The sequence below is a fragment of the Burkholderia sp. BCC0419 genome (genome assembly GCF_902830285.1).
Lineage (GTDB): Bacteria > Pseudomonadota > Gammaproteobacteria > Burkholderiales > Burkholderiaceae > Burkholderia.
Genome location: NZ_CADESR010000006.1, coordinates 238,716 through 262,975, shown reverse-complemented (window position 1 = coordinate 262,975; position 24,260 = coordinate 238,716). Strand labels below are relative to the sequence as shown.

18 protein-coding genes and 1 pseudogene are annotated in these 24,260 nt (G+C 67.0%); 7 read left to right on the top strand and 12 right to left on the bottom strand.

Features of this window, described 5'->3' with window-relative positions:
- Positions 1 to 93 precede the first annotated feature (93 nt).
- The 3 genes from mqo to HWW87_RS26530 form a co-directional block, all read right to left on the bottom strand.
- Complete coding sequence (gene mqo, locus HWW87_RS26540) at positions 94 to 1,755, bottom strand: malate dehydrogenase (quinone) (protein ID WP_175822788.1); 1,662 nt, start codon at positions 1,753 to 1,755, stop codon at positions 94 to 96.
- 522 nt (positions 1,756 to 2,277) lie between these two features.
- Positions 2,278 to 2,583, bottom strand: coding sequence for a hypothetical protein (locus HWW87_RS26535; protein WP_175822787.1), 306 nt, complete (start codon positions 2,581 to 2,583; stop codon positions 2,278 to 2,280).
- Positions 2,584 to 2,721: 138 nt separating this feature from the next.
- Entirely contained in the window at positions 2,722 to 3,591 is an 870-nt protein-coding gene (locus HWW87_RS26530; protein WP_175822786.1) for a mechanosensitive ion channel family protein, read from the bottom strand.
- Positions 3,592 to 3,870: 279 nt separating this feature from the next.
- Here HWW87_RS26530 and HWW87_RS26525 point away from each other — a divergent pair, with 279 nt between their 5' ends.
- Positions 3,871 to 5,244 (top strand): M23 family metallopeptidase, encoded by a 1,374-nt coding sequence (locus HWW87_RS26525; RefSeq protein WP_175822785.1) that lies wholly within the window; start codon positions 3,871 to 3,873, stop codon positions 5,242 to 5,244.
- Between the two features lie 96 nt (positions 5,245 to 5,340).
- Here the strand turns inward: HWW87_RS26525 and HWW87_RS26520 are convergent, their stop codons facing one another.
- From HWW87_RS26520 to HWW87_RS26495, 6 genes and pseudogenes are all read right to left on the bottom strand, one after another.
- Complete coding sequence (locus HWW87_RS26520; RefSeq protein WP_175822784.1) at positions 5,341 to 6,168, bottom strand: carbon-nitrogen hydrolase family protein; 828 nt, start codon at positions 6,166 to 6,168, stop codon at positions 5,341 to 5,343.
- Between the two features lie 94 nt (positions 6,169 to 6,262).
- The gene (locus tag HWW87_RS26515) at positions 6,263 to 7,732 is read right to left on the bottom strand and encodes a cytosine permease (protein WP_175822783.1); all 1,470 of its coding nucleotides are present in this window, start codon (positions 7,730 to 7,732) and stop codon (positions 6,263 to 6,265) included.
- Positions 7,733 to 8,279: 547 nt separating this feature from the next.
- On the bottom strand, positions 8,280 to 9,119 hold the full coding sequence (locus HWW87_RS26510; protein ID WP_175822782.1) for an AraC family transcriptional regulator: 840 nt from the start codon (positions 9,117 to 9,119) through the stop codon (positions 8,280 to 8,282).
- A gap of 164 nt (positions 9,120 to 9,283) precedes the next feature.
- A complete protein-coding gene (locus HWW87_RS26505) occupies positions 9,284 to 10,018 on the bottom strand; it encodes a fucose-binding lectin II (protein WP_175822781.1) in 735 nt (244 codons plus the stop codon).
- Between the two features lie 161 nt (positions 10,019 to 10,179).
- A pseudogene (locus HWW87_RS26500) lies at positions 10,180 to 10,433 on the bottom strand (fucose-binding lectin II); the annotation flags it as partial.
- Positions 10,434 to 10,504: 71 nt separating this feature from the next.
- Positions 10,505 to 10,894: a fucose-binding lectin II gene (locus tag HWW87_RS26495; protein WP_174385486.1), complete on the bottom strand. Its 390-nt coding sequence runs from the start codon at positions 10,892 to 10,894 to the stop codon at positions 10,505 to 10,507.
- A 958-nt stretch (positions 10,895 to 11,852) separates the two neighbouring features.
- Between HWW87_RS26495 and leuA the strand changes: the two genes are divergently transcribed.
- Complete coding sequence (gene leuA, locus HWW87_RS26490) at positions 11,853 to 13,562, top strand: 2-isopropylmalate synthase (protein ID WP_208449966.1); 1,710 nt, start codon at positions 11,853 to 11,855, stop codon at positions 13,560 to 13,562.
- A gap of 72 nt (positions 13,563 to 13,634) precedes the next feature.
- Here leuA and HWW87_RS26485 read toward each other — a convergent pair whose 3' ends face one another.
- On the bottom strand, positions 13,635 to 14,348 hold the full coding sequence (locus tag HWW87_RS26485; protein ID WP_174385484.1) for an autoinducer binding domain-containing protein: 714 nt from the start codon (positions 14,346 to 14,348) through the stop codon (positions 13,635 to 13,637).
- 196 nt (positions 14,349 to 14,544) lie between these two features.
- Here HWW87_RS26485 and HWW87_RS26480 point away from each other — a divergent pair, with 196 nt between their 5' ends.
- On the top strand, positions 14,545 to 15,360 hold the full coding sequence (locus HWW87_RS26480) for a helix-turn-helix transcriptional regulator (protein WP_175822779.1): 816 nt from the start codon (positions 14,545 to 14,547) through the stop codon (positions 15,358 to 15,360).
- 23 nt (positions 15,361 to 15,383) lie between these two features.
- Here the strand turns inward: HWW87_RS26480 and HWW87_RS26475 are convergent, their stop codons facing one another.
- Both HWW87_RS26475 and HWW87_RS26470 read right to left on the bottom strand, forming a co-directional pair.
- Positions 15,384 to 16,730 carry an aspartate aminotransferase family protein gene (locus HWW87_RS26475; RefSeq protein WP_175822778.1) on the bottom strand — a complete coding sequence of 449 codons (1,347 nt, stop codon included), beginning with the start codon at positions 16,728 to 16,730 and terminating at the stop codon, positions 15,384 to 15,386.
- Positions 16,731 to 16,786: 56 nt separating this feature from the next.
- On the bottom strand, positions 16,787 to 18,148 hold the full coding sequence (locus HWW87_RS26470) for a condensation domain-containing protein (protein ID WP_175822777.1): 1,362 nt from the start codon (positions 18,146 to 18,148) through the stop codon (positions 16,787 to 16,789).
- A 397-nt stretch (positions 18,149 to 18,545) separates the two neighbouring features.
- Here HWW87_RS26470 and HWW87_RS26465 point away from each other — a divergent pair, with 397 nt between their 5' ends.
- The 4 genes from HWW87_RS26465 to HWW87_RS26450 are packed head-to-tail and all read left to right on the top strand — an operon-like array spanning position 18,546 to position 24,207.
- Positions 18,546 to 19,328, top strand: coding sequence for a DUF3050 domain-containing protein (locus HWW87_RS26465; protein ID WP_174385480.1), 783 nt, complete (start codon positions 18,546 to 18,548; stop codon positions 19,326 to 19,328).
- Complete coding sequence (locus tag HWW87_RS26460) at positions 19,325 to 19,714, top strand: cupin (protein ID WP_175822776.1); 390 nt, start codon at positions 19,325 to 19,327, stop codon at positions 19,712 to 19,714. Before HWW87_RS26465 ends, HWW87_RS26460 begins: the two co-directional genes overlap by 4 nt.
- Positions 19,711 to 20,637, top strand: coding sequence for a diiron oxygenase (locus tag HWW87_RS26455; RefSeq protein ID WP_006479989.1), 927 nt, complete (start codon positions 19,711 to 19,713; stop codon positions 20,635 to 20,637). Before HWW87_RS26460 ends, HWW87_RS26455 begins: the two co-directional genes overlap by 4 nt.
- A 9-nt stretch (positions 20,638 to 20,646) precedes the next feature.
- Positions 20,647 to 24,207 (top strand): amino acid adenylation domain-containing protein, encoded by a 3,561-nt coding sequence (locus HWW87_RS26450; protein WP_175822775.1) that lies wholly within the window; start codon positions 20,647 to 20,649, stop codon positions 24,205 to 24,207.
- Positions 24,208 to 24,260: the final 53 nt, after the last annotated feature.

Sequence of the window (24,260 nt, the reverse complement as noted above, 5' to 3'; positions counted from 1 at the left end):
CAAAGGCTGGATCACGTCCAGCTTTGGGGGGGGCAGTTCACCCGAGGGCGGCCGTATCGTCCGGCGAAACAGTGCCGCGCGGCGCCGCGCGCGTTACAGCGCCATGTCGGCCGACGCCTTTGCAGGATGTGCCGGAGTCGTTCCCGTTGCCTGCGACGGCACGTTGACGTCGATCTTCGGCGGCGGCGACAGTTGCAGCACGTCGCTCGTGTAGGTCCATTCCTCGACGACCTTCGCCGGGCTGTCGTTCAGCTTGGTGCCGTAGCTCGGCACGATCTGGCGGATCTTCTGCTGCCACGCGGGCGTCGCGACCTTGTCCTTGAACACCTTCTGCATCAGGTTCAGCATGATCGGCGCGGCGGTCGATGCGCCCGGCGACGCGCCGAGCAGGCCCGCGATGCTGCCGTCCTGCGACGCGACGATCTCGGTGCCGAGCTTCAGCACGCCGCCCTTCTTCGGGTCGCGCTTGATGATCTGCACGCGCTGGCCGGCCTGCCACAGGCGCCAGTCTTCCTTCTTCGCGTTCGGGAAATATTCCTTCAGCGCGTTGAAGCGGTCGTCGTCGGACAGCATCAGCTGGCCGGCGAGGTACTGCACCAGCGGGAATTCGTCGACGCCCACGCGCATCATCGGCGCGACGTTGTGCAGGTTGGTGCTCTTCGCGAGGTCGAAGTACGAGCCGTTCTTCAGGAACTTGGTCGAGAACGTCGCGAACGGCCCGAACAGGATGATCTTCTTGCCGTCGATGATCCGCGTGTCGAGGTGCGGCACCGACATCGGCGGCGAGCCGACCGACGCCTTGCCGTACGCCTTCGCGAGGTGCTGCTTTACGACCTCGGGGTTGTCGGTCACGAGGAACGAGCCGCCGACCGGGAATGCGCCGTAGTCCTTCGCCTCGGGGATGCCCGACGCCTGCAGCAGGTGCAGCGCACCGCCGCCCGCGCCGATGAACACGAACTTCGCGTCGACGGCCTGCGGCGGTTCATCCGAGTGCAGCTTGACCCACGACACGTGCCACGTGCCGTCGGCGTTGCGCGAGATCTCGCGCACTTCGCTCGACAGCGACAGCGTGAAGTTCGGCTGCGTCTTCAGGTAGCCGACGAACTGGCGCGTGATCTCGCCGAAGTTCACGTCGGTGCCGATCGGCGTCCACGTCGCGGCCACCTTCTGGTTGCGGTCGCGGCCTTCCATCATCAGCGGCACCCACTGCTTGATCTGGTCGTAGTCTTCCGAATACTGCATCCCGCGGAACAGCGGGCTCGCCTGCAGCGCGTCGTAGCGCTTCTTCAGGAAGCGGACGTTGTCGTCGCCCCAGACGAAGCTCATGTGCGGCGTCGAGTTGATGAACGCGTGCGGGTTCTTCAGCACGCCTTGCTTCACCTGCCAGGCCCAGAACTGGCGCGAGATCTGGAACGACTCGTTGATCTCGATCGCCTTCGAGATGTCGATCTTGCCGTCCGCCTTCTCCGGCGTGTAGTTCAGCTCGGCGAGCGCCGAGTGGCCGGTGCCGGCGTTGTTCCAGCCGTTCGAGCTTTCCAGCGCGACGCCGTCGAGGCGCTCGACCATCGTCATCGACCAGTCGGGCTGGAGTTCGTGCAGCCAGACGCCGAGCGTCGAGCTCATGATGCCGCCGCCCACCAGCAGGACGTCGACCTTCTTCGTGTCGGCGGCGTGCGCGGACGATGTCGCGACGCACAGCGCGAGCGCCGACAGTATTACCCGTAACGTTTTGATCACAGCAGATCCCTTTTTCAACTTGGATGCATCGGTTTGCCATGCCGCCCGGCGCGCGGTTCCGTGGCGCCGGAATGCGGATCCGGAGATCCGGACCGCGAATCCGGAATTCCGGATCGGCGCTGCGCGCCGTTGCATTTGCGCACGCGAAGCCATTCGGAAGGACACCTTCGGATCGGCTTCCCGCGAGCAGGCAAGTGCCTGCGTCGCGACGGTGCGCCACGCGCCGGGGCCCTGGCGGCAAGCCTGAGCGGACGGCGCTTCAGGCTGCGTTGAAAGAGGCCGCGCGCGACGCGTTGTGCGGGGGCGGGGTGGCAAGGGGCGCGTAATATAACCGAACTCGGACAATGTGTCGCAGCCGACGAATATCCCTGTTTTCGTGGGGTTTTTTGTGCGTCCGGGTTTCCAGAATGACGGTGCGCGATGCGGGAAAATCGACGGGGGATCGGCGGCGCGGAATGGGCGGTCGCGTATGCCGTGCAGCAGAGCGGAACATCATCGAGTCGCGGCGTTGCACCGCGACTCGTTCACGGTTACATCACTTCACTTCGTTCCGCCGTTCCGGCAGAACTGCTCATAAGCCTGCGCCGAATTCGCGAAACCCTGCGCCTTCGCGAGTTCCCACGGACGCTCGCACTGCTGCGTCCGCTCGCACCATGCGTAGCCGGCCGAGCCGATGCAGCCGTGCGCATCGCGATCGCCGCCGACCACCGGCGGGGCCGCTTGCGCGGCAGCGTCGGCCGGCGCTGACGTATTGGCCGGCGCAGACGATTGCGCCGCACAGGCGCTCAATGCGAACACGCAGGCAATCGCGGCGGCAAACAATGCGGCAGGAGAGTGACGTTTCATCGGGTAGCGCTCCATGGGATGACGATCGACAGCGGATGCCCGTGTACGGGCGTTTGAAAAGCATGAACGGTCACGCGTCCGGCACCGGCACGCGCGACGAGAACTTCACTCGCGCAGCGCCGGGCGCGCCGCGCTGCCTTATGAAACCCGCACGCGCGCCCCGTCCGCGCGGCGCTCCGCATCGTGCACGATGTGCAATTCCCGCGTGCGGATCGGCAGCGCGCAATCCGCGTCGGCGAGTGTCTTGCGGACCTGGCGCGCGAGGCGCCAGCGCATCGCCCAGAACTTGTCGGTATGCGTCCATACGCGCATGTTCGCGACGGCCGTACTGTCGTCGAAGCGCATCACCATTACGTCCGGCGCGGGGTCCTGCAGCACGTCGGGATCGGCTTCGGCCAGCGCACGCAGCGCGTCGAGCGCGCGATCGATATCGTCATGCACGGACACTTCCACTTCGAGATCGAGGCGGCGCGTCGGGTTGCGCGTGTAGTTGCGGATCGAGCTGCCCCACAGCGCGCTGTTCGGCACGTACTCGCAGATGCCGTCCGGCTTCGTGAGGCGCGTCATGAAGAGCCCGACCTCGTCGACGGTGCCCGCGACGCCCGTGCCGCCGTCGATGTAGTCGCCGACCTTGAACGGCCGCAGCAGCAGAAGCATGATGCCGGCCGCGATGTTCTGCATCGTGCCCTGCAGCGCGAGCCCGATGGCCAGGCCGGCCGCGCCGAGCACCGCGACGATGCTCGCGGTTTCGATGCCGAGCTGCGACAGCGCGCCGACGATCGCGACGATGCGGATGCCCCACACCGCGACGTCGCAGAGGATCGGCCGCAGCGTGTCGTCGACGCGCTCCTTGTTGGAGAGCAGCCGGTTCAGCCAGTTGCCGATGCGTTTCGACAGCCACCAGCCGGCGACGAGCAGCGCCAGGCCGGCGGACAGCTTGACGGAGAGCGTGGACAACGCGTTCCACAGGAACGTCCAGCGTTCCGGATGAAGATGATCGAGAAACATGACGGGATTCCGGTTTTGAAGACACAGTGCGCGGCGCGTGTCGCGCGCCGGCAGCCCTCGACTGTACACGGCCCGGCGGGGTTCGCGCGAATGCGTGGCGTTCCGGTTGTGTTGGTTTAGTACGAGTAAAGGCGGTGTTTTATATCAAATAGGACGAGTCCTATTTAGCCGTTTCGGCCACGCCGATACACTCGCTTTCGAGTAGCCGGATCGCGACGATCGTTCCTCCGCGATGCCGATTCTTTCCCGATTTTTCATTGAATAGCGAGTGACGACGTCATGCGGTCAGACCTGCGTTTCCGTGTCGCACGCGAGCAAGGTCAACCCGCACCCCGCGGCGTTCACCGTTTCCCGATTGGCCGCGCGTTACTGCGCGGCATCGTCGCGGCGGCCTGCGTGGCCGGCGCACAGGGCGCGGCAGCGCAGGCGTTTCACGACGCCGCGCCGGTCGCGCCCGCGACGGCGGAAACCACCGACCTTGGCGACGTGCCTTTCTTCAATTCCGCGCGCACGACGTGGGGCGGCCTGCATGTATCGGCCGCCGCGCCGCTCGACGTCGCCTACGCATCGCATGCGTTGAACGTGTCGGCCGGCCCCGGGCGCGACGATCCGGTGGCGCGCTTCGGCGCCTGCGTCGCGTATCGCGTGCTGTGCGATACCGCGCGCGGTGCGGTCGAGCGCGGCTATGCGTCGCGGTTCGATTACGGGCTGGCGTCGGCGTTGCCCGCGACGGGCGCGCAGTCGGCGTTCGTGCACGGTTCGGTCGATCTGGCATCCGCCGAGCCGTTCACGCTCGCGCAGCCGGATCGCGGTACGCGCGCCGGCGCGATCGTCGGCAGCCTGCGCGCGTCATTGGCGCGCGCCGACCTGCCGGCCGGCATCGCCGCGCAGATCGTCCGCATGCTGGCCGGGCACGTCGATCCGAAGCAGCGCGGCGCGCATGGCGACACGTTCCGCGTGGCATTCGAGCCTGACCACGACGCAACGCGGCCGGGCCGCGTACGCGTGACGGCGCTCGACATCCGCTTTCGCGGGCAGCGCGTCGCGGCCGTGTGGTTCGCCGCGCAGGCCGGCTCGCCGGGCGCCTATTACGAACTCGACGGCATGCCGCTCGCCGGCGCGCGCTTCGCGATGCCGGTCGCCGCGACGCGCGTCAGTTCGCAGTTCGGCACGCGCGTGCATCCGGTGAGCGGTGCGCGTCACGTGCATTCGGGCGTCGATCTCGCGGCGCCGGCAGGCCGCGCCGTTCATGCGTCGGAGCGCGGCGTCGTGACGTTCATCGGCACAGAGCCGAGCGGTTACGGCAAGTACGTGGTGATTCGGCATGACGGCGGCTACGCGTCGTACTACGCGCACCTGTCGGCGTTCGAGCCGACGCTGCGAACCGGCGCGCGCGTCATGCGCGGTCAACGCGTCGGCGCGGTCGGCAGCACGGGCACGGCGACCGGCCCGCATCTGCACTTCGAGGTGCGCCGGCATGCCCGCCTCGTCGATCCGATCGAACTCGTGCACGCCGCCAAAGCGGCGAAACTGAAGGGCGCGCAGCGCGTGGCGTTCAACCGCGTGGCCCGCGACGCGCGCACGCAACTGGCGTCGGCCACGTTCGTGCAGCCGGTGGCGATGTCGAAGGCAGTCGCGCCGCAGGCGGGCTGATCGGCGCGGGGCTCGTCGCGCAACTGACGAAGCGCGGCAGCGTGTATGCGACGGTCAGCTGCCTGACGAATCTCGGCGGCGAGCACCAGCGCACGATCACCCGGAATGCGGGCGTGCGTCGGTCGTGGTGTCCCGGCATGATGCACGCCACAGACCCGGGTGCACCAGATCGAGATAGCGGAAGGCGGCACGGTTTCGCGAAACTGCATCCGGATCGATACCGACGTCGAGCACCGCGTCCCGGTCTGACGGTGCCGCGGCAACGACATCGCCGTCGGGCGATGCGACAACGCTCTCTCCGCTGAACGTATAGCGATCGCCCGGGCCGACCCGATTGGCCATCGCGACGAAGACCTGATTCTCAAGCGCGCGTACGGGAATCATTTTCCGATGGACGTGGCCATGAGGTTGCATCATGCCGTCAGGGATGACGATCAGTTCCGCGCCGGCCCGCGCGAGCGCCCGCGCAGTTTCCGGGAATTCCAGATCGAAGCAGATCAGCATGCCGACCTTGATGCCGCGCCATTCGCATACGTCGAACGTGCCGCCCGCTTCGAAGACGCCCACATCCGATTCGTACAGGTGGGACTTGCGATAGCGCAGCCGGAGCTCGCCGAATTCATCGACCAGAATCGCCGTATTGAAGTAGCGCCCGTCGTCCTGTTCGGCGAACCCGATGACAACGGCGACCTGCGCGTCACGCGCGGCGGCGCGAATGGCCGATACGGACGGCCCGTCGAGCGGCTCTGCCAGTTGCGCGATGTTGTCGGGTGTCGGGAACCCCGGAACATACGTCTCGGAGAAGACGACCAGATCGGCGTTGTCTCGCGCCGCCGCGATGTGCGCAAGGGCCTGAGCAAGGTTCGATGCACACGCGCCGTCCTTCAGGATGGACTGGATCAGGCGCAATCGCAAGATACTCATTGTCGGTACTCCATGACAGTGGATGGCAAGGGTGACGGAAGCCGTTCCGGCGAGAGAGCCGGGATGCGCCGACGCATAGACTCACTCAGTCCGTTCACGCATCGATAGCGGGCGTTTCAGCGATGACGCTGCGTTCGTGATCGAGGTCGAGCGAGCGCGACAGCAACCAGTAGACGCCTCCGGAGACGATCAAGCCAACGAGCCAGGCGATGTCGACGCCCCCGAGCATCCGCGCAAACGGCCCGACGAATACCTCCCGGTTCACCTCCGCGTCGAACACATAGAAGAACGGCACCATCGACGCGAATCCGATCATGTACGACAGGATTCCGCGCAATTGCCACGCCCCGTACAAGCCGCGCGGCGTGAAGAAATGCGCGATCGCGTAATGGCCGCGACGCACGAAGAAGTAGTCGACGAGGTTGACGGCGGTCCACGGCACGAGGAAGTAGAGCATCAGCGTGAGGAATGTCTGAAGCAGCGCGATGCCGTTGCCGCGGATCGCGAACACGCAGGCGAGCACGAACGTGCTGATCGCGAGAATCGACGCGACCCGCGCGCGGCGTGTCGGTTTGATCGGCACGATCGAGTCGATGCCGGTCAGTACCGTCAGCATCGCGCTGTATGCGTTGAGCGCAATGATCGGGAGGAAACCGACGAGCGATACGAACGCGATCAGCTTGCCGAGACCGGGGACGAGCGAGGCGCCGACGTCGTTCATCGCGACCAGCGCATCGGCCGCGTGCAACTTCTGGGCGAGCCATGCCCCCAGTCCGATCATCCAGGTGCCCGACAGCGATGCGCCGGCGAAGATCACCGCGATCAGCTTTGCGCGGCTCGTCCGTTTCGGCAGATAGCGCGAATAGTCGGATACATACGGCGCATACGAGATGTTGTAGCTCGCGGCAATCGCAAACTGGGTCGCGAAGCCGACCCAGTTGAAGCCGGACGGCGTCGCCGACACGGGAGCACTCGACGGCGCAGCATGACCAAACACGAGCGTGAGCGTGACGAGCGCATAGAGCGGCAGCGTGGCGAACAGCGCCCACGTGAAGGTGCGATGCATCAGGTCATGCCCGTAGATCGCGAGCAATGCGCCGATTGCGACCGCCGCGACGGCGACGAAACCGCCGTCGATGCCGAAGACGTTGTGCACGCCGTCGACCATCAGCGACACGTTGACGACATTGAAGCCGACGAACACGAACAACGTGGCGAGCAGCGCGACGATGACGCCGCGATAGCCGAACTGCGCGCGCGACTGGATCATTTGCGGCAAGCCCATTTCGGGCCCCTGCGAGCCGTGGAACGCCATGAAGAGCGTGCCGAACATGATGCCGAGTGCGCCGGCAAGCGTCGTCCAGCCCGCCGACAGGCCCATGCCGGGCCCGACAAAGCCGATCGAGATCGTGAAAAAGTGAAAATTGCCGAGAAACCAGAATGGTCCCTGGCTGGCGAGCTTCGCATGGCGCTCGCTCTCCGGAATGTAGTCGATCGAATGATGCTCGATCTGGAGGCCGGTCGGTTCGGCGCGAGCGAGGTCGAGGGTCTCGGGGCGATGCATGACGACGATGTCTCCGTGAGCATGCCGCGATGGGCGGCGTGTGTGCGCGCCGACGAGCGCGGCGCTTGATGAATGTTCGTATGATCGGGGACTGCGTGGGGCGAAGGCCGTACGCGGGGATCGGCGTGTCAGCCGGGCAGGATGCGCCGACAGCTCGGTGTCGACGACGCCGCAGGCGTCGGCATGTCGGGGCGAACGGTACCGGGAAGGGTCACGACGTTAGCTGTCTCAATTTTGTTGTCTCCTTTCGTGCTGTCGGCAAGAACGTATGGTCAGCGTCAGCCGCGATGAGCCGCGTCGCCGCAGGACGTAGTTGTACGCGGATGATCGGAAAAGAAGAATGCGAATATATCGACGTAAACATCGATCCTGATCGATGCATGAGCGATGTGAGGTTCGGTCAGCTACCTGACGAACCTCGGCGGCGAGCACCCGCGCACGATTACCGGCAATGCGGGTGTGCGGTGAGCGTGGTGATTTGACGGAGACGACACTGGGGTCGATCGACCGAGGCGGTGTCTCGTCGCGGCCGACCGGTTCCGGTTGCTCAGGCGGAGGGTTCGACCGGCAGCCAGATTTCAAGCACGCCGGTACCTGTCACCGGATCGTAGTCGCCGCTGTAGCGCTCGAACTCGGGTGCATCCACTGCCTTGAATCCCGACGTTGGCAGCCACCCGTTCCAGATGCTGTAGAACGTCTGGTGCAGCGTGGAGATGTGTCCGACGTGCTCGAAGATCGCATACCGCTGCGGTTCCAGTTCGACGCAGCGAAACGGCGCGGGCAGCCGATCGCAACTCGTGACCTCCACGCCCGCGATGTATTCGAAGCTGCCGTCAGCGTCGGGGTTGCAGCAGACGCCGTAGGTCACGTCGCCGACCTGCCCGGGGAAGGTGCCGAGGTACGGGATGAACGCTTGCCACAGCGCCGGAATCCCTTCGTTGGCTTCAAAGGTGTAGCGATCGCTCATGCCCGCGATCAGCCGCTTGCCGGCGGCTTCGAAGCGGGTGGGCGTAACGTCGATGATTTTCAGCGCTTTCATGCGTAGCGGCTCCACAAGAGACAACCCGTCGAGAGTGCGCCGTGCCCGCACGTCTTCGGGCGTCATGCCGAAGCGGTCGCGGAACGCGCGCGTGAACGCCTCATGGGAGCCATAGCCGGCATCGAGCGCCACGTGCAGGATGTCCGGCGCACCTTGCGCCAACGCATGCGCCGCCCGCGTCAGCCGGCGCGACCGGACATAGCGCATCACCGGCCAGCCGGTATTCATCGAGAACAGCCGCGAGAAGCCGAAGCGTGTCATGTCGCAATCGGCGGAAATCCTGTCGAGCGTCAGTTCCCTATCCAGTTCGGTTTCGATAAACCAGAGTGCTTGTCCAACCGGGTCCATAGCGTGCCAATGAGGGTGTCGGGCGGACTATATGGTATCGGCGGACGGGGCATTTGATCGTTCTTGCGGCAAGGGCCCGGGATCGCGGATGGCGGATGGCTGAGGTGCGCGGGCCCGTCGCCACGCCGGGCGGCGTGGCGACACGGTCGTCAGGCGGCCGCGACTCAACCCAGCGGCCAGTTCAGGATCGCGATGCCGTCGTTGTAGTCGCCGTCGCCGCCATCTTCCGACCCGACCAGCCCGAAGTAGGTCTTCTTGAAGATGTCGACCTGGCGCGAGCCGATCTTCGACGGCTTGCCGTTCGCCGTCACGACCACACGCACCTTGCCCTTGCCCGAGTTCACGATCTGCGTGTTCAGGTTCGCGTCCTGCGTGCCGGCGCCCTGGAACGTCGCGGCCGGTTTCGGGTTGTCGTCGACGAAGACCTCGATCGTCTGCTGCGCGGACGAATTGACCAGCGCGGTCACGCCGAATGCGATGTTCGGCGGCAGGTTGAAGATGCCGTCGCGTTCGCCGCCGCCGGTCGGCACGGGCGCCGGCTGCACGGGTTGCGGCGTCGCTTTCGAGAAGTAATTGACCACCGCGCCGACGCCGAACTTCGCCGCGGCGCCGGGCAGCACGCCCGGCGCGCCGGCCCACGTCACCGTGCAGGCAACGACCTCACCCGCCGCATCGGCTTTCACCTTGTTCTGCCAGCTGCCGACGTCGAAGCTGTACGGGATCGTCGCGATATCGACGAATACGTCGTACTGCGGCAGTTTCTCGACGAGCTGCGCGGTCATGAACTGACGCATCCGGTCGAGCACGGCCTGATCGCCGTTGGCCTGCACGGCAGTGGCGTCGTTGCCCGCGAGTTGCAGCAGCGCGTACAGGTCGTCGTGGGTAAAGGGTTGTGACATGTCGTCCTCGTCTCGATGGAAGGTCTCGCGTCGCGCGGCCGGTGAACGGATGTCGCCGGGCCGCGCGCGGAGCAAAGCATGGAACTGCAAATGACTGCTCGAACGATTCGCAAGGTAGGGTTGGCCCCGTCGCCATTGCGATGTGTCGTGACGGCCGCCGCTCAGCCGAGCGGCCAGTTCAGGAACACGATGCCGTCGTTGTAATCGTCGTCGGCGCCGTCTTCCGACCCGACGATCCCGAAGTACGACTTCTTGAAAATGTCGACCTGTCGCGAGCCGAGCCGCGACGGCCTGCCGTTCGCCGTCACGATCACGTGCCCGTTGCCGGAATCGAGCACCTTCGTGCCGAGGTTCTGGTCCTGGACGCCGGCGCCCTTGAACGTCGCGGTGGTTTCGGGTCGTCGTCGATGTAGACGCCGCTGTACCGGGCGCAAAGCGCCGGCCGGCGCAGAGGCGTCGCGGGGCGGGCGTCGATCGCGCGTCAGGTCAGCCGATCGGCCACTGGAGCACGACGATCCCGTCGTTGTAGTCGCTGTCGTGGCCGTCTTCCGACACGACGATCCCGAAGTTGACCGTGAACGGCGAGCCGTCCGACTTCTTGCCGTTGATCGGCGCGAGGCGCGCGTCGGTCGGCGACGGCTTGCCGTTCACCGACACTTCGAAACGGATCTTGCCGTTGCCGGAATTCAGCGTGGCTTCGCGCGGGCCGTCGCGCGTCGTCAGCTTGTGATACGCGGCGGGTTCCTGGCTGTCGCCGATAAACAGCTTGATGTGCTGTTGCTGGGCTGCATTCGCGAAGAAAATCGCACGGAAATCGGTATTCGGCGGAATCGAAAACTCGCCGGCGCGGTTGGATGACGTTTGAGAATCGGCCATGCTTATCTCCTATGGATTATTGGGTAAGGCCGCGGGCCTTGTCACGCAAACGTTTGCTGTTTGAAACGCGACGTACCAAGCATGACGAAAAATAAATAAAAAAATATTCAGATGGGAATGGTTATTGTTCAGCAAATCGAAAAGCAGCGCTAATCGATTTAATGAAATGTGTTTAATGAAGTGGATTTCGATATATTCGGGAAATTATATCGATGCGCGTATCGGTTTCCTGAACGATGCGTGAGCGCGCAAGCGGGGCGAGCGAGGCGGGGGCGCAATCGGGCTTCGGAGCAGACGCTCGGCGTTCGCATATGGCAGCGTTTCGTTTCAACATCGACATCTCTGTCGTGGCCGCGCCCACCGGCCACCGTCGAACGCCCACACCGAAGCCCGATTGCAAGGGAGGGGGGTGTGCGGCGACCGGCGAAGAGGATGGACCGACTCACTCCGAACATGAATAGGGCCTCACCGGCGCCGCACCCGTGAAGCATATCGACGGGGACAGCCGTCGCCTATCGGACAGGGCTGATTCTGCGCCAACGCGTGCGTCGGGGAATGAAGCGGGACGGAAGCGCCCCGGTTGACAGCCGTGGCCACCCTGTGATTTGATGCCAGTCATGCACGCCGCCCAGTTCCTCTTCTCGCTACGACTACTAGCCCGCTTCTCCGGGCTGGGTCTGCGGCTGCGCGCTTTCCATCTGCTTCGTTCCTGAAGCGCCAGATTTTCCCCGCATCACCGACCTGGCCCCGGTTGTCGACCGGCGCCTGAGTTCGTCTTTCTTTCGTCACCACTCCGCTCCGTCCCGGTCGCTCAACCGCCAAGGCCGTCGTTTGCCGTACCGCTTTGCCGTTGTGCCGCTTTCTTGCCGTTTTCACCGCTGCGCGTGCTGCCGGCCTCTACCGCCGATGGCCGCCGCGCCGCGCTTCACCGACAAACAGACCGAGGACCGACATCATGATGCTGAAGAACCCCGCGACGAAATACCGACCGTTCACGCCCGTCAACCTGCCCGACCGTACGTGGCCGTCGCGCACGATCACGCAGGCGCCGATCTGGATGAGCACCGACCTGCGCGACGGCAACCAGGCGCTGTTCGAACCGATGGACGCCGCGCGCAAGATGCGGATGTTCAAGACGCTGGTCGCGATCGGCTTCAAGGAGATCGAGGTCGCGTTCCCGTCCGCGTCCGAAACCGATTTCAACTTCGTCCGCGAACTGATCGAAGGCGGCCACATTCCCGACGACGTGACGATCGAAGTGCTGACGCAGGCGCGCGACGACCTGATCGAGCGCACCTTCGCGTCGCTGCGCGGCGCGAAGCGCGCGATCGTGCACCTGTACAACGCGACCGCGCCGGAATTCCGCAAGATCGTGTTCGGCCTCGATCGCGACGGCGTGAAGCAGCTCGCGGTGAACGCGGCGCGCACGATCAAGCGGTGCGCCGATGCGGCGACCGACACGCAATTCACGCTGCAGTACAGCCCGGAGACGTTTACGGCGACCGAACTCGATTTCGCGAAGGAAGTCTGCGACGCGGTGTTCGACGTGTGGCAGCCAACGCCGGAGCGCAAGTCGATCGTGAACCTGCCGGCCACGGTGGAAATCGGCACGCCGAATTACTATGCGGACCAGATCGAATGGATGCACCGGAACCTCGCGCGCCGCGATTCGCTGATCCTGTCCGTACACCCGCACAACGACCGCGGCACCGCGGTCGCGGCGGCCGAGCTCGCGGTGATGGCCGGCGCCGACCGGATCGAGGGCTGCCTGTTCGGCAACGGCGAACGCACGGGTAACGTCGATCTCGTGACGCTCGCGCTGAACCTGTACACGCAGGGCGTCGATCCGGGCCTCGATTTCTCGCAGATCAACGAAGTCGCGCGCACGTCCGAGGAATGCACGCAGTTGCCGGTCCACCCGCGCCATCCGTATGTCGGCGACCTCGTGTTCACCGCGTTCTCCGGCTCGCACCAGGACGCGATCAAGAAGGGCTTGGCAGTGCAGCGCGCCGACGCCATGTGGGAAGTCCCGTACCTGCCGATCGATCCGAACGATCTCGGCCGCACGTACGATTCGATCATTCGCGTGAACAGCCAGTCGGGCAAGGGCGGTATCGCGTACCTGCTCGAACAGGGCTACGGCGTTGCGCTGCCGCGCCGCATGCAGGTCGATTTCAGCGCGGCCGTGCAGCGCCTGACCGACGAGAGCGGGCACGAGGTGACGAGCGCGCAGATCTGGGCGCTGTTCCAGCAGGAGTACGTCGAAAGCGACACGCCACTGCGCTATGTCAGCCACGAGCTGACTGAACGCGGCGGCCGCGAGACGATCGTGCTGACCGCCGACGTGCACGGCGAGCGCCGTGTGCTGCGAGGCGAAGGCAACGGTCCGCTCGACGCGCTGATGCATGCGCTGCACACGCCGCTGCGGATCCAGCATTACGAGGAACGCGCGCTGTCGCAGGGGGCCGATGCGAAGGCGATCGCGATCGCCGAGCTGGCCGGCACGGGCGTGCGCGGCAGTGCGTTCGGTGTCGGTGTCGATGCGAACCTGACGACCGCGTCGATTCGTGCGGTGATCAGCGGCGTGAACCGCGCGTATGCCCGCGCGGATGAAGTTGTGCAGGCAACCTTCTTTGCCGGGCAGCCGGCGGTGCAGGCCGTCGCGTAAGCGGCTCGAAACCCGGGCGGCAGGGCCGGCCCGGGTTTCTTTTTTCAGGTCACGGCGTGCGCATGCGCGCCGTCAGGGCAGCAGCCCGAGCATCGCGGCCTTGGTGGCCGCATGCGTCTTGTTCATCGCGTCGAGCTTCACGACGGCGTTCTGCAGGTGGAACTTCACCGTCCGCTCCGCGATTCCGAAGATCATCCCGATCTCGTAGGCCGTCTTGCCGTCGGCCGTCCACGCCAGCACCTCGCGCTCGCGCAGCGTCAGCCCGCTGCCGACCGGCGCGATCGGATCGGCGAGGCGCGGCATCAGGTACGCGTGCGCCGCATGCGCGAGGCTCGCGCAGGGGGCGCGCAGCCGCGAGATTTCATCTGCGTCGAGCGGCGTCGTGTCGCGCACGAGCGTCAGCACGCCGAGGTTGCCGGCCCGGTCGTAGCCGCCATGCGACCAGCCGTAACGCATCCCGAAGCATGCCGCGTCGTGCCAGAACGCGGTGTCGCCCGGTTCGTCGAACGCGTTCCAGACGACCGGCCGCGGCTGGCTCGCGACCCGCTTGATGATCGGATCGATCGCGACGTAGCCGAATTTCACGTAACGGTGTTCCCACTCGCGCGGATGATTGCCGACGATCTGCATGTCGGGCCGGGCGAGCGGCAGCGTGCGGCGCAAGCCATACACGCAATACCGGAACCCGAGCGCGGCGGCGGCGGCGGCAATCGGCGGGAACGCGGCTTCCGCGGTGGGTGCGCGCTGTAGTGCGTCGAAACAGTCGTGCAGTATTGTCAGGTCCATCGGTGTTCCTCGTTGGTGTGGGCGGGCCGTACATTGCGGCCCGCGCGTATCCTGTTCAAAAGGACAGTTTTGAGACGAAGCCGACGCCGGTTTAATGGCGGCTGTTCGCACGACGGGCCCGTTTGTGCGGGCACCTGTCCCCCCGTCGTTTCACGTGTTGCGGTACCCCTCCGGTTTCGTATCAGGACGATCGACCATGACCAGCGTTCAAGACGTGCCTCTCCTCGCGCGCGCCGGTGCGCGCGCGTTCGCCTTCGGCGGGATCCGCGCGATCGAGCCTCCCTGCGCGTCGGCCCCTGCCCGCGCGCTTGCTCACGAGTATGCACCGCACGCCCATCAGGCCGGGCAACTATTGTTTACGACGCGCGGCGTATTAGTACTCGACGTCGAAGGCCAGCGCTGGATCACCCCGCCGCTGCGCGCGATCTGGATTCCGGCGCGCACCGTCCATGCGATGCGCGTGGCCGACGACGTGCAGCTCTACTCGCTCTATCTCGGCGACGCGCTCAGCGCGCGGCTACCGGCCACGTTGTGCGCGATGACGGTATCGCCGCTGCTGCGCGCACTCGCCACGCGTGTTTCGCATCCGTTCGATTGCAGCATCGACCACGACCCGCTCGCGCGCCTGTTCGCCGACGAACTGAGCGAACTCGCGCAGACGCCGCTCACGCTGCCGCTGCCGCGCGACCGGCGCCTGCTGAAGCTGTGCGAGCGGCTGCAGCGCGAGCCGCACTGCGAGTTGCCGCTCGACACGCTCGCGCGCGACGCCGCGCTGAGTGCGCGCCACCTGGCGCGCCTGTTTCGCAGTGAGACCGGCATGAGCGTGGCTGCGTGGCGCCAGCAACTGCGGCTGTCGATGTCGCTCGCGCTGCTCGCGAGCGGCATGCCCGTCACGCAGGCCGCGCATCAGGTCGGCTATCGCAGCCCGACCACCTATGCGGCCACCTTCAAGCGCGCGTTCGGCGTCACGCCGAGCCAGTACCTCGCGGCGGCGGAAGCGGCGGCGCGCTGACCGCCGCCGCCCCGCTGCCGCGTTCAGCGTGCGGTCCAGCGCGGCACTACTTCGAACGCATGCTCGACCGCGTGCACGATCCGGTCGACGTCCTCGCGGCCGATCACGAGCGGCGGCGCGATCGCGAGCCGGTTGCCGAGCGAGCGGATCAGCACGCCCGCATCGCGCGCGGCGTCGGCGAGCGCGGCCGCATAGCCGTCCGACGGATCGATCGATTCGCGCGTCGCCTTGTCCTTCACGAGGTCGATGCCGACCAGCAGCCCCTTGCCGCGCACGTCGCCGACGACCGGATAGCGGTCGACGAGCGGCTGCAGCCGCTCGAGCAGGTACGCGCCTTCGCGCGCCGCGTTGCCGGCGAGATCCTCGTCGACGATGATCTGCAGGTTCGCGAGCGCGGCCGCGCAGACGATCGGGTGGCCCGAGTAGGTGTAGCCGTGCATCAGCGTGCCGATGCCGCCCGGGTTGGACGCGAACGCGTCCTCGATGCGGCGGTTGACGACGGTCGCGCCGAGCGGCAGATACCCCGACGACACGCCCTTCGCCAGGCACATGATGTCCGGCGCGACGCCCCAGCCGCGGCTGCCGAACGCCGCGCCGGTCCGGCCGAAGCCCGTCACGACTTCGTCGGCGATCAGCAGCACGCCGTGGCGGTCGCACACTTCGCGCACCAGCGGCCAGTAGTTCGCGGGCGGCACGATGATGCCGCCGGTCGCCTGCACCGGTTCGGCGATGAAGGCGGCCACGGTATCGGGCCCCTGGAACAGGATCTCGCGCTCGACGAGCGACGCGCACAGCCGGCCGAGTTCCTCGGGGTCATGCGTGAACGGGTTGCGATAGATCCACGGCGTCTCGACGTGGAAGCAGCCGGCGAGCGTCGGCTCGTAGTTGCGCCGGTAGACGGTGTTGCCGGTGACGGAGCTGCCGCCGAAGTGCGAGCCGTGATAGGCCTGGCGCAGCGCGATGAACTTGGTGCGCTCGGGCTGCCCGGACACCTTCCAGTATTGCCGCGCGATCATCAGCGCGGCCTCGACGGCGTCCGAGCCGCCGGAGCCGAAGATCACGCGGCTCATGTCTTCCGGCTGGAGCATGCCGACCAGCCGCGCCGACAGCTCTTCCGCGCGCGGATGGCTGAACCCGGCGAACACCGGGTGATATTCGAGCTCGTCGAGCTGTCGGATGATCGCTTCCTTGATCTCCCGCCGGCCGTGACCGACGTACACGTTGAATAGCGACGCGACCGCGTCGAGATACGGCCTGCCGGTGTCGTCGTACAGGTAGCAGCCTTCGCCGCGCGTGATGCGGATCGGCGGGCGCGACGCGGCGAGCGGATGTTGCCGGGGATGCCAGAAGCGCGATTCCGAATAGGACATGACAGGACTCCGTAGTGATTCGGTTGGATAGGGCAACACGGTGATGCGGATGACGCTCAGCCGGCGAGCACCGCCGGTTGAAAGTCGAGCCGGCTTTCGAGCGCGCCGAGCGTCGCGAACGGGTCGTCGAGCGCGACGCGCATGAAAGTCAGGAACTGTCCGACGTGGGCGTTCAGCGCGTCGCGGCTGTAGTACTGCGGACTCGCGTCGAAGTCGAAGCGCAGCGGCTCGCCGTTGCGGCGGTCGGTCAGGTTCACCATCAGGTCGTCGGTGGTGCCGACGGACAGGTTGTGCGACGTCGTCACGCAGTCGCCGAACCGCAGGTCGTAGTCGAACGCCATGATGTTGATCTCGGGGCCGAACACGCCCTGGCCGTTGTCGAGCGACGTCAGCTCGCGGTGCAGGTCGCCCATCCGGTAGCGCTGGTGCTGGCGCAGCGCGGTCATCTCGCGGTTCGCCTGGCGGCACAGATCGTCGAGCGTGTGGCCCGGCTCGACGTGCAGGCGCAGCGGCAGCATGTTCGCGCATTGCGCCGGCGTGCGGCGCTCGCGCGCCGACGTGCGCGCCATCGCGGCGACCGACAGCACGATGTCGTGCGCGCCGGTGTTCAGGTACAGGTACGCGGCGGTCAGTGCGGTGACGAGCCGCGGCACCGTCGACGTGAACAGCCCCTTGGCGACCGCCTCGATGCGCGCGCTCTCGGTCGCGCTCGCGACGCGCGTCTCGCGCAGGTCGGGCCCGTCGTCGCGCTCGGGAAAGCGTGCCGGGCCGGCGAGCGTGACCGTGCGCGGCTGGTCCGCGAAGCGTTCGAGCCAGTAGCGGCGGTCGTGCGCGAACTGTTCGGACGCGCGGTACGCGTCTTCATCGAGTTGCAGCTCGGCGAGCGACGCGAAGCGCGCGGGCGGCGCCTTGGCGCCCGCCGCGAATGCGCTGTACAGCTCGGCGGCGCGCGTGGCGATCAGGCTGCCCGAATAGCCGTCGACCAGGATGTGCGCGTAGCCGTGATACCAGTAGTAGTGATCCGGCGCGATGCGGTACAGCGTGTGGCGGAAGAACGGCCCGCGCGCCAGCTCGATCGCGCCGGTGCAGTGCGCGCGCATGCCGGCGAGCGCGATGGCGTGCGCGTCTTTCGTGCCGGCGAGGTCGACGCGTTCGAGCGCCCAGTCGTCGGCGAGCGCGGCGTCGAGCACGCGCACCGGCGTGTCCCCATCCAGCACGATCCGCGTCGTGTGCAGCGTCTGCGCCTCGCGAATCACTTGCCGCAGCGCGCGTTCGAATGCATCGGTGTCGAGTGCGCCGCGAATCTCGAAATACTCGGCCGCGTAGATATGCGTCGACGGGACGGGATACGCGAGCGCGGCCTCCCAGAAATCGCGCTGCGGCGCGGACAGCGGCAATTGAAGCGTCGAATCGGTCACGTCGTTTCTCCTGGAAAGCATATTCCGGTGGATGAATTAAATGCGCGTATTTGTTTAATAAAAAATGCACATTCGCATCGTGAATTTCATTTCTTGATGAATTGCAATTCCTATCCTAGACAGCCCGATTTGCGGCTGTCAATTCCGCGCGGTTTCGTTGGTAATTCGGAAAAGCCTTGCCAGTAAAGGCATTGAAGGGTGATTGGATAGTCTGGTCCGGAAAGAATATGAGAATGTCCGTTTTGAATAGGCGGCAAATTGTCAGCTTATTTAGCATCGACGCCTGAAATTGCTGCACAAGCCGAAAACGGCATGCAGGCAATTCGCCGGAAACGGTTTCCGGCGCCGGAAGCCGGCGCGGTGGGCTGGCGCGAGCGGACATTACTAGGAGAGTCCCGTGAATCAACTGGAAGGGCTGGAGCGAAAAATCGGCGAGCAGCACGAGCGGCTCGCGCATCATCCGGTGTTCGGATCGATCCGTACCATCGACGAGCTGCGCGTGTTCATGGAATGGCACGTGTTCGCCGTATGGGATTTCATGTCGCTCGTGAAGCGGCTGCAGCAGGACCTGACGACCGTCGCGGTGCCATGGGTCGCGCCGCGCAATGCGAACGCGTCGCGCCTCATCAACGAGATCGTGCTCGGCGAAGAATCGGACGAAACGCCGAACGGCCACATGAGCCACTACGACCTGTACCTGCACGCGATGCGCGATGTCGGCGCGTCGACGTCGCGCATCGAGGAAATGGTGTCGCTGGTGCGCTCGGGCTTCTCGGTATCGGCCGCGCTGAAGGCCGTCGATGCGCCGGAGCCGGTGATCCGCTTCGTCGAGGCGACGATGGCCGCGTGCACGTCGGGTGCGACGCACCAGGTGCTCGGCAATTTCTTCTATGGCCGCGAGAACGTGATTCCCGACATGTTCCGCACGCTGCTCGACGAATGGAAGATCGAGCGCGCGTCGATCCCGCTGCTCGTGTATTACCTCGACCGCCATATCGAAGTGGATTCGGGCGAACACGGGCCGGCGGCGCGCGCGATGATCCGCGAGGCGGCCGACGGCGACGCGGCGAAGCTCGAGGAAGCGCTGCAGGCCGGGCTCGATGCGATCGACGAGCGGATGCGTCTGTGGGACGGGCTGCTCGCGCATCTCGGCCAGACCCGCAACGTGGTGCCGGCATGAACGCGCGCGGGCTGTCGGAGCGCATCGTCGATTTCGCGGCGCTCGACTGGGAGCACCCGGCGGCGTTCGACGACGGCATCGACCAGGTCGTGCTCGTCGATACGCTGGACGAGCACGCGAAGCGCGGCATCCGGACCCGGATCGTGCGGTTCGATCCCGGCGCGGGCACGAGTGTGCCGTTCCTGCACGACTACCACGAGGAAGTGCACCTGATCGACGGCGACCAGAGCCTGGTCGACATCGCGACGCGCGAGTATCGCGCGACGTATCGGGAAGGCAGCTACTTCGTGCGTCCGGCCGGCACGCCGCATGGCCCGTTCCGCAGCGACGCGGGCTGCCTGCTGCTTGAAATCCATTACTACGGTTCCCCGGAGGACACGCGATGACGACCGCCGTCACCTACGTGAGTCACGTCGATCGCTGGGAGGCGCGCGCGACCGTGCGATCGCGCCCGCGGCGGATCGTCGAGGACGACGAACTGCGCTACTACCCGCTCGAACGCCAGCCGCTGTGCGCGCACCCGGCGATCGTCGATGCGGGCGACGCGGTGCGCGATTTCGTCCTGCTGCAGAGCTTCTACAAGTACATCCAGGACGTGATCATCTTCGAGACGGAGATCGTCAATGCCACCGCGTTGCGGATCGCGCGCGGCCGGTTCGCGCACCCGTTTCCGTTCGCGTGCCGGCAGGATGCGATGACCGTAGTGATCGACGAGGATTATCACGCGTACGTCGCAATGGACTACCTGCGGCAGGTCGAGGAGGCCACCGGCATCGCGCCGCTGCCGCCGAACAGCGAGATCGAGCTGTCGCGTGCGATTCCGCGCGCGGTCGAGCGGGTCGGTGCGCAGTACCGCGACGGCATGGAGCTGCTGTGCGTCGCGATCTCGGAGAACACGGTCACGGCGGAAGTCGCGGCGTTCTCGCGCGACGCGACGCTGAAGCGCTCGGTGAAGGGCGTGATGGCCGATCACCTCGCGGACGAAGGCCGTCACTCGGCGTTCTGGATCAATCTCGTGAAGCTGTACTGGTCGGAGATCGACGAGCCCGCGCGGCTCGCGCTCGGCGAAGGGCTGCCGTGCTTCCTGCGCGAGTACCTGAGCGCCGATCTGCAACTGCAGTTCGATCGCCGCCTGATCGACGCACTCGACCTGCCGGCCGCCGAGCGCGCGCGGATCGCGGACGACATGGTCGGCGCATATCCGATCACGAGCCAGCATCCGATGATCGTCAACATCCGGCAGTTCTTCCGGATGAGCGGCCTGCTCGATCACGCGCCGACCCGCGCGGCCCTGTCCGACTACCTGTGAGTCACGTCGATGAAAGCGATCATCATTGCGATCGGCGGCCAGACCCGTCTCGCTGCACGGCTGGCAGCTGAACTCGAGGCGACCGGCCATACCGTCTGTATCGCCGACGGACGCGACGGCCCGTTGCACGACGCGGCCGATGCGCTGCTGTTGCCGGCGCCGGCGCCCGACACGTTGCGCCACGCGGCCGAGTGGTCGATCGTCTGCGGCGCGCCGGACCCCGCCGTGCACTGCGCGCACGCACGGCCGCTGCATTGCGAGATCGTCGCCGATGCGTTTCCGCCGCGCGAGGTACGCGTCGCGTGGCTCGCGGACGCGGCGCCGGGCGACACGCGCGTGCTGGCCGACGCGACGCTCGCGTTCGGCGCGGCGCTCAACGGCGCCGATCTCGCGGACGAGATTGCCGCGTGCGCGGTCGATCTGATGCACGAAGTCGCGAGCGCAATCGCCCGCGAGCTGAGCGATCCGCGCGATGCGCCGCGCGCCACGCCGCCCGGGCCGGCCGAGATCGTGCTCGATCTCGAGCGGCTGGCCGGCTGGCACGCGTCGAACGACACGGCCGTTGCGTGGCCGTGCGAGCCGTCGTTGCCGGAACTCGTGTCGCGTGCGGCGGCCGCTGCGCCCGACGCCTGCGCGCTCGTCGCGGCCGATGGCCAGTTGACCTATCGCGAGCTGGTCACGCGCGCCCGCCAGGTCGCCGCGCGCATCGCCGCGCGGCTTGCCGCGCCGCGCGTGGTCGCCGTGCGGCTCGACAAGGGCGTCGCGCTGTATCCGGCGATCGTCGGCGTGCTGGGCGCCGGTGCGACCTGCGTGCCGCTCGATCCGGCGTTTCCGCCCGAGCGCGCCCGTACGATCCTGCGCGAATCGGGTGCGCAGGCGCTCGTCGTGGGCGGTGCGGTCGAGCTGGCGCTGCTCGACGGGCTCGACCTCGACGTGATCGACTGCGGCACCCATGGGGAAACGGACGCTGCGCCCGATGCGCCGGCCGGCGCGTGGCCGCTCGAACGCGATGCTGACCGCGACGCGCGCTGCGCGGTCGCGATCTACACATCGGGTTCGACTGGCGTGCCGAAGGGCGTGATGCTGTCGCACCGGAACATCGTGCAGTTCTGCCACTGGTATCGCGCGCACGTGTCGCTCGATGCGTCGTCGCGCGTGCTGCAGTTCTCGACGGTCGCATTCGATGCATCGCTGCTCGACATGTTTCCGACCTGGCTCGCCGGTGCGACGCTGGTCGCGCCGAGCGAAGCGCAGCGCCGCGAACTCGACGCGCTCGCGGCGCTCGTCGCCGATGCGCGCATCACGCACGCGTTCCTGCCGCCCGCGCTGCTCGCGGCGCTGCCGGATTGCGACTGGCCCGCGCTCGCACATCTCGTCACGGGCGGCGACGTGTGCGACCCCGACACGATCGCGCGCTGGAGCGCGAACCGGCGGCTGCACAACATCTACGGGCCGACCGAATGCACGGTGCTCGCGACGACGGGCGAACTGCGCGCCGGCGACAGCAACCGGCGCATCGGCCGGCCGATCGCGAACGCGCGCTGCCATGTGCTCGCGGCCGACGGCCGTCCGGCGCTTACCGGCGAGGAAGGCGAGCTGTGCATCGCCGGCGCGGGCGTCGGGCTCGGCTATCTCGGCCGCCCCGACCTGAGCGCCGAGCGTTTCGTCGCCGATCCGTACGGCCCGCCGGGCGCGACGATGTACCGGACGGGCGACATCGCCAGCTGGGAGCCGGACGGTACGCTGCGCTACGTCGGCCGCCGCGACACGCAACTGAAGATTCGCGGTTTTCGCGTCGAGCCGGGCGAGATCGAGACGGCCGCGCTGGCGGCAGGGCTGTACCGCCAGTGCGCGGTGGTGCCCGACGAGCGCAAGCGCATCCGGCTGTTCGCCGCGAAGCCGGTCGACGCGGCGGCGACGCCCGACGCGCTGCGCGCCGTGCTGGCCGCCACGCTGCCCGACTACATGGTGCCGTACGACATCACGGCGCTCGACGTGCTGCCCGCGACGCCGAACGGCAAGATCGATCGCGCCGCGCTGGCGCGCCTGCCGGTGTCGCGTGCGGGGAGCGACACGCGCGACGCGCCGCGCGGCGCACTCGAGATTCGTCTCGCCGCGCTGTGGGCGACGCTGCTCGAACTCGCGCCGGACGAGATCGGCCGCGACGCGTCGTTCTTCGAACTGGGCGGCCATTCGCTGCTGGTGTCGCGGCTGATGCTGGCGGTGAAGCGCGAGCTGGGCGGCAATGCGGCGCTCGCGCGTTTCATGGAACGGCCGACGGTCGCCGCGCTCGCGGCGCTGCTGACCGACGAGTCGGTCGAGCGCGGCGCGAACGTGCCGCCGCGCGTGCACGACGATCGCCGTTTGCCCGACGACGTGCGACTGCCGGCCGGCCAGCCGGCGGGCGACGGCCCCGGCGCGGTGCTGCTGACCGGCGCGAACGGCTTCCTGGGCAGCTTCATCCTCAGCGAGCTGATCAGCCGCACGAACCAGATCGTCTACTGCGTCGTGCGCGGCGACGACGATGCGAGCGCGCGCCGGCGGCTCGACGAAGCGGCGTTCGTCAACGGGCTCGGCCATCTGTGCGGGCATCCGCGCGTGCGGGTGCTGCGCGGCGATCTCGGCGCGCCGCGCCTCGGGCTGTCGGACGCGCAGTGGCAGACGCTCGCGGCCGAGGTCGGCGCGATTCATCACAACGGCGCACACGTGAACCACGTGTACGACTACCCATACCTGCACGCGGAGAACGTCGGCTCGACGCTCGAACTGCTCCGCCTGTGCTGCAGCGGCCGCCGCAAGGCGCTGCATTTCGTATCGACGCTATCCGCGGCGAGCGCGACGGGCCCGACGGGCCGCCTGATCGAGGCGGCCCCGTCGGAGGCCGGCCCTGCCTTCGTCAACAACGGCTACAACCTGACGAAGTGGGTGTCCGAGCATCTCGTTGCCGAAGCGGCGGCGCGCGGAATCGACACGACGATCCTGCGGCCCGGCAACATCACGGGCCACTCGCGCACCGGGCTGTGCCAGCCGGGACGCAACCGGATCCTGCTGCTGCTCAAGGGCGCGGTGCAGCTCGGCTGCGCACCGCTCGCGAGCGAGGGCGGGCTGTTCGACCTGAGTCCGGTCGACTACCTGGCGCGCGCGATCGTCGCATGCACGCTCGACGGTGCGCGCACCGAGCGCGTGTTCCATCTGCACAACCCGCGCCCGCTCGACTGGGCCGGCTACCTGCGCGCACTCGCGCGGCGCGGCTATCCGCTGCGTTTCGAGGCGCCCGAGGTATGGCGCGAGCGGCTGTTGTCGATCGACGAATCGAATGCGCTGTTCGACGTCGTCGCGTTCTATCTCGACGACCGGCAGGACGATATCGGCGACATGGCCGTGATCGACCACGCGCGCACCGAGGCGACGCTGCGCCGGCTCGGCGTCGCGTATCCGGACAAGGACGACGCGCTGCTCGATGCGCATTTCGGTTATCTCGCCGAATGCGGATTCATGCCGGCGCCGGCCGAGCCCGCGCCGCGCGCGAACGACGCCCGCCGCGACGCCGAGCCCGAACCCGCGTGGTGAAGACGTACCCCGTTTGATCAATCGCTGTCATCGCATCATTCATCAAGGAGGCA